This window comes from Streptomyces alkaliphilus, assembly GCF_014141535.1.
Classification (GTDB): Bacteria; Actinomycetota; Actinomycetes; order Streptomycetales; family Streptomycetaceae; genus Streptomyces; species Streptomyces alkaliphilus.
This window is the reverse complement of sequence record NZ_VKHT01000363.1, coordinates 1-4,692: the sequence shown is the minus strand read 5'-3', so window position 1 is coordinate 4,692 and position 4,692 is coordinate 1. Positions and strand designations below refer to the sequence as shown.

Here is a 4,692-nt window from a genome sequence, read left to right as displayed (position 1 = left end):
GCACGGAGACGGTGGGGTCGGGGGCCGGCGTGGTCGGCGCCGGATCGCTCGGCGCCGGGTCGGTGGGCGCCGGATCGCTCGGCGCCGGGTCGGTGGGCGCCGGGTCGTTCAGGGGGGCGACCGTCGCGCCGGCGGCGGGCTTCCCCGTGGCCTCGGCGGTGATCTCCGTCGAGCCGGGGACGGTGTCCACCGGCTCGGCGACGGGCCCGGGCGTCATGCCCGGAGCGGGCGTGCCGCCGGCATCGCCGGAGGTCTCGTCCCGGGCGAAGGCGGCCGGGTCCATCGTGCGCGCGGTGCCGGCGCCGGGGTCGATCATGTCCACCCGCAGGCCGGCGGGCAGCTTCTCGGAGATCCCGGCCTCCGAGACCACCCGCACCTCGATGCCGTCCGAGGGACCCACCCACAGCGGCTCGGTGCCACCGCGCTCGGCGTCCTCCCACTCGGCCGGGGCGGGGTTGGGCTCCAGCTCCAGCCAGGAGGACCAGGCCCCGCCGGAGGCGGCCCTGACCCGGGCCTCGACCGTCCCCACCAACTCGGTCTCCGGGTCGGTCCAGGTGACGCCGATCAGGCTGAACGGATCGGTGGCGGTGCGGGGCAGTTCGGCGCGGGTACCACCGGCGGCACGGGCCAGGTCGGCCTCGTGCGTCTCCGGTTCGGCGACGGCGGCCGACGGGTCGGCGCCGGGTTCCGCGGGGGTCGAGCCGTCGGCCATGCCCTGCATGACGAGGGTGCCGAAAACGGCGGCCCCGGCGACGACGGAGGTTCCCCACAGACGACGTTTCACGGACGTCTCCTCGAGCGGGCGGGTCCGGTGGGGACGCGCGACCACACCGCGCCACCGGTGGGCGGCGCGGACACAGCGAAGTACGGAAGGTGCGAAGGGTCCGCCCCGACGGGGCGGGGCGCGGCCGGCGCGGCGGGCGGTCCGGGTCGCGCGGGGCGACGGTCGAAGTGAGGGTTCCTCACATCCCCGCGCGCGCGGCGGAGTCCGTTGCGCGAACCATCGGCATCACCGCGCGTAGCTTAATCGAACCCCCGTGTGTTCCGGGACCGCCGGTAGGCTTTCGGACGACATCGGGGATCGGCACCGGCCCCCGGAGACGACGAAGAGCGGGACGGACGGACGTGGCGGACGCGACGGAGACGACACAGGGGCCCTGGCTGATCGTCGGGCTGGGCAACCCCGGCCCGCAGTACGCCGGGAACCGCCACAATGTCGGCTTCATGGTCGTCGACCTGCTGGCCGAACGGCTCGGCGGCTCCTTCCGCGCGCACAAGTCGCGCGCGCAGGTCTGTGAGGGCCGGCTCGGTATCCCCGGCTCCGCAGCCGGCGCCCCCCGGGTGGTGCTCGCCAAGCCGATGACCTACATGAATCTCTCCGGCGGCCCGACCGGCGCCCTGGCCTCCTGGCTGAAGGTGTCCACCGGGCGGATCGTCGTCATCCACGACGAACTCGACATCGACTACGGAGTGCTGCGACTGAAACGCGGTGGTGGTGACAACGGTCACAACGGCCTGAAGTCACTCACCTCCACCCTGGGCCGGGACTATCACCGGGTGCGCTTCGGTGTGGGTCGGCCGCCCGGTCGGATGGACGTCGCCGCCTTCGTCCTCAAGGACTTCTCCAGCGCCGAGCGCAAGGAGTTGGACTATTTCGTGGACCGGGCGGCCGACGCCGTCGAGGCCCTGGTGACGCAGGGGCTGGAGCGGGCGCAGAGCGCCTTCAACGGCTGAGACGGATGCCGCCGGGGCTTTTGGTGACGCCCCCGGACGGCCCGACCTCCCTTGACCCGGCGCTGGGCATGGCCAAGGATCGCGGCATGTCCGACACCGAGCGCCCCGGGAGCGGTCACCGGCCCCACCCGCGCCGGGAGGGATCGGCGTCCCGTCGAGCCCGGGGTGAGCGTGACCCCCGGAGCGCCGGGGCGACCGACGAGTGGGACTCACCGTTCCGGGACCCGGAGCCCGCGCCGGAGCCGGGGGCACGGGAGGACGCCCCGGATGAACCGGGGGAGCCGGAGGGACCGCCGGAGAGCGGCGCCGTGCGCGCCGGTCGGTGGCTGTTGCGCGGCGTGCTGGCCGCGGTGGCCCTGCTGATCCTGGCCTCGGGGGTGTGGACCTCCTGGGACACCATGCGGCACGCGCTCGGTGGCGGCGGCGGGGAACGCGGGACACTCACCCTCCAGGAGTGCGGACGCGACGCCTGCGCCGGCTCGTTCGAGCCGTTCAGCGGCGCGCCGACCGGCGACGATATTCCGCCATCCGTCGTGCTGGCCCAATCGGTCGGTCGTTCCGCCGGGGAAACCATGTCGGTGGCGTTGCGTCCGGGCACCGTGGAGGCGGTGCGCACGGGTGGGCCGGGGGTGATGGAGGCCGCCCTGCCCTTCGCGGGAGCCCTGATGCTGGCCTCCCTGGTGGTCGGGGGCGGTCTGCGCATGGCGCGCACGGGTTGGGCGATCGGAATCTCCGGAATCATCCTGCTCGGCGGCATTTTTCTGACCTGGTAGTCACACCCGTATCACCTGTATCACCCGGACTCCGGCACTTCACCCTCCGATATCCCGTAAACGCCTGTTACAGAACTGTTGCAGGGGGTCAATCGGTCATAGCCCCACCAAGGGGGCTTTTTGCCGTGGACACGCCTTGCCAAAAATCGCCCCTCGACCGGAAGCTATGCCAGCCACCTTGTCCGATATTCATCAAGTCCCCCCAAGATGTGGACGGCCTCCATGCGCATCTTTTCCGTCAAGGGCGCCCTCGCGGCTTCCGCCGCCGCGGCGATGATCCTCCTCGGCGCGGCTCCCGCCTCGGCGACTTCCACCTGGGAGGGGTCTCTGCACAAGGACCACCGCGGCGCCACCGCCGAGAGCTTCCCCACCAAGGAGAAGACCTGCCCCGGCGTTTCCAAGTGGAAGGACGGTTGGCACTTCGTCACCCGTGGCAACGCCGAGTTCGTCGAACTCGAGGCGACCTTCGAGAAGGCCGGCGAGGTCACGCTGACGACTTTCGGCCCGCCGAGCGACAAGCACGCGTACATCGCCACCCCGGTGGGTGACGTCCTGATCGACGCCACCGCTGTCCTCAAGGCCAGTGGGCCCGGGGCCAAGCAGAAGACCTTCAACCTCTCCCACACCTGCCCGGGTAAGGAGAAGCCGGGGGACACCACCGGCGGTGGCACCACCGGTGACACGGGTGACACCACCGAGGGCTCAACCGGCGACACCACCGAGGGCCAGACCTCCGAGGGCACCACCGGCGACACCACCGAGGGCACCACCACCGAGGGCCAGACCTCCGAGGGCACCACCGGCGACTCCTCCGAGGGCACCACCACCGAGGGCCAGACCACCGAGGGCACCACCGGCGACACCACCGAGGGCACCACCGGCGACACCACCGAGGGCACCACCGAGGGCACCACCGGTGACGAGGGCACCGAGGGCACCACCGGCGACACCACCGAGGGCACCACCGGCGTGACCCCCGACGGCGGCAGCGACACCCCGGACCTGGCCAACACCGGCTCCAACACCCCGGTGATCGGCGCCTCCGTCCTGGCCGCGGCCCTGCTGGGCGTCGGTGGCTACATGGCGATGCGCCGCCGCAACGCCGCCGGCCGCGCCTGACGCGACGGCGGGCGACACCGCACCCGCACGCACCACCCGGGAGGCCCCGCCTCCCCCACTCCCCGTCACGGAGTGGGGGAGGCGGGGCCTCTCCCCGTCACGGGGACCGCTCGGGGCGGGTGCCGGTCACGACGGTGGCCCCGTACTCCTCCGAGGTCACCGCGTCGGGGCACAGGCCGTATCCGGCCATGACGGCCATCGCCCCGGGCGCCTGCCGGTCGCTGCTCTCTACGAGGAGCCGGCCACCGGGGGCCAGCCACCGGGCGGCCCCGGCCGCCACCCGGCGCAGCACGTCCAGACCGTCCGGGCCGCCGTCCAGCGCGGTGCGGGCCTCGTGCTCGCGGGCCTCGGCGGGCAGCAGCGCGATCTCCCCGGTGGGCACGTACGGCACGTTGGCCACCAGGATGTCGATTCGCCCCCGCAGGTCGGTCGGCAGCGCGTCGAGGAGATCCCCCCAGTGGACCCGGTTCGGGCCGAGCGCGGCGAGGTTGCGGCGGGCGCACCGCACGGCGGCGGGGTCCAGGTCCGCGGCGTGCAGCTCGACGCGTTCCCCCCTCGTCGACAGGGCGGCGCCCAGCGCGCCGGAACCGCAGCACAGGTCCACCACCACGGCACCCGGCCGCAGCGCCCCGGCGGCCCGTTCCAGCAGGAACTCGGTGCGGCGGCGGGGGACGAAGACCCCCGGTTCCACGGCGATCCACAGGCCGCCGAACCGGGCCCGCCCGATGACGTGTTCCAACGGCTCCCCGACGGCACGGCGTTCGACCAGTGCGGTGAGCTCCGCCGGGTCGGACGCGGCGGAGCTCAGCAGCCGCGCCTCCTCCTCGGCGAACACGCAGCCCGCCCGCCGGAGTCGGGCGACGATCCCGGGGGCCGGGGGATCCCCGTCACCGGGTTCCCCACCCTCCCCGGGGGCGTGCGCGGGGTCGGTCCGGGCGTCGGCCCGCGGTGCCTCGCCGGGAGCCGGTGCGGAGGACGGCGAGGGCCGGGAAGGCCGGGAAGGGAGTGGGATGCGCATCGGTGGTCTCCGGGGTGCGGGTGGGGCGACGGCCGCCACCTCCCGGGG

General features: G+C 73.8%; 4 protein-coding genes and 1 pseudogene. 3 read left to right on the top strand and 2 right to left on the bottom strand.

The window, feature by feature from the left end; translation table 11 throughout:
- A pseudogene (locus tag FNQ90_RS13045) lies at positions 1-784 on the bottom strand (N-acetylmuramoyl-L-alanine amidase); the annotation flags it as partial.
- A 341-nt stretch (positions 785-1,125) separates the two neighbouring features.
- Here FNQ90_RS13045 and pth point away from each other — a divergent pair.
- From pth to FNQ90_RS13030, 3 genes are all read left to right on the top strand, one after another.
- Positions 1,126-1,734 (top strand): aminoacyl-tRNA hydrolase, encoded by a 609-nt coding sequence (gene pth / locus FNQ90_RS13040; protein ID WP_182606537.1) that lies wholly within the window; start codon positions 1,126-1,128, stop codon positions 1,732-1,734.
- A gap of 308 nt (positions 1,735-2,042) precedes the next feature.
- Complete coding sequence (locus tag FNQ90_RS13035) at positions 2,043-2,507, top strand: hypothetical protein (protein ID WP_182606536.1); 465 nt, start codon at positions 2,043-2,045, stop codon at positions 2,505-2,507.
- 222 nt (positions 2,508-2,729) lie between these two features.
- The gene (locus FNQ90_RS13030; protein WP_182606535.1) at positions 2,730-3,626 is read left to right on the top strand and encodes an LPXTG cell wall anchor domain-containing protein; all 897 of its coding nucleotides are present in this window, start codon (positions 2,730-2,732) and stop codon (positions 3,624-3,626) included.
- 97 nt (positions 3,627-3,723) lie between these two features.
- Here FNQ90_RS13030 and FNQ90_RS13025 read toward each other — a convergent pair whose 3' ends face one another.
- A complete protein-coding gene (locus FNQ90_RS13025; protein ID WP_182606534.1) occupies positions 3,724-4,644 on the bottom strand; it encodes a putative protein N(5)-glutamine methyltransferase in 921 nt (306 codons plus the stop codon).
- Positions 4,645-4,692 lie beyond the last annotated feature (48 nt).

Coding starts and splice junctions, on each gene's coding strand:
- FNQ90_RS13030 (WP_182606535.1), top strand. CDS start 2,730: ATGCGCATCTTTTCCGTCAAGGGCGCCCTCGCGGCTTCCGCCGCCGCG.
- FNQ90_RS13025 (WP_182606534.1), bottom strand. CDS start 4,644: ATGCGCATCCCACTCCCTTCCCGGCCTTCCCGGCCCTCGCCGTCCTCC.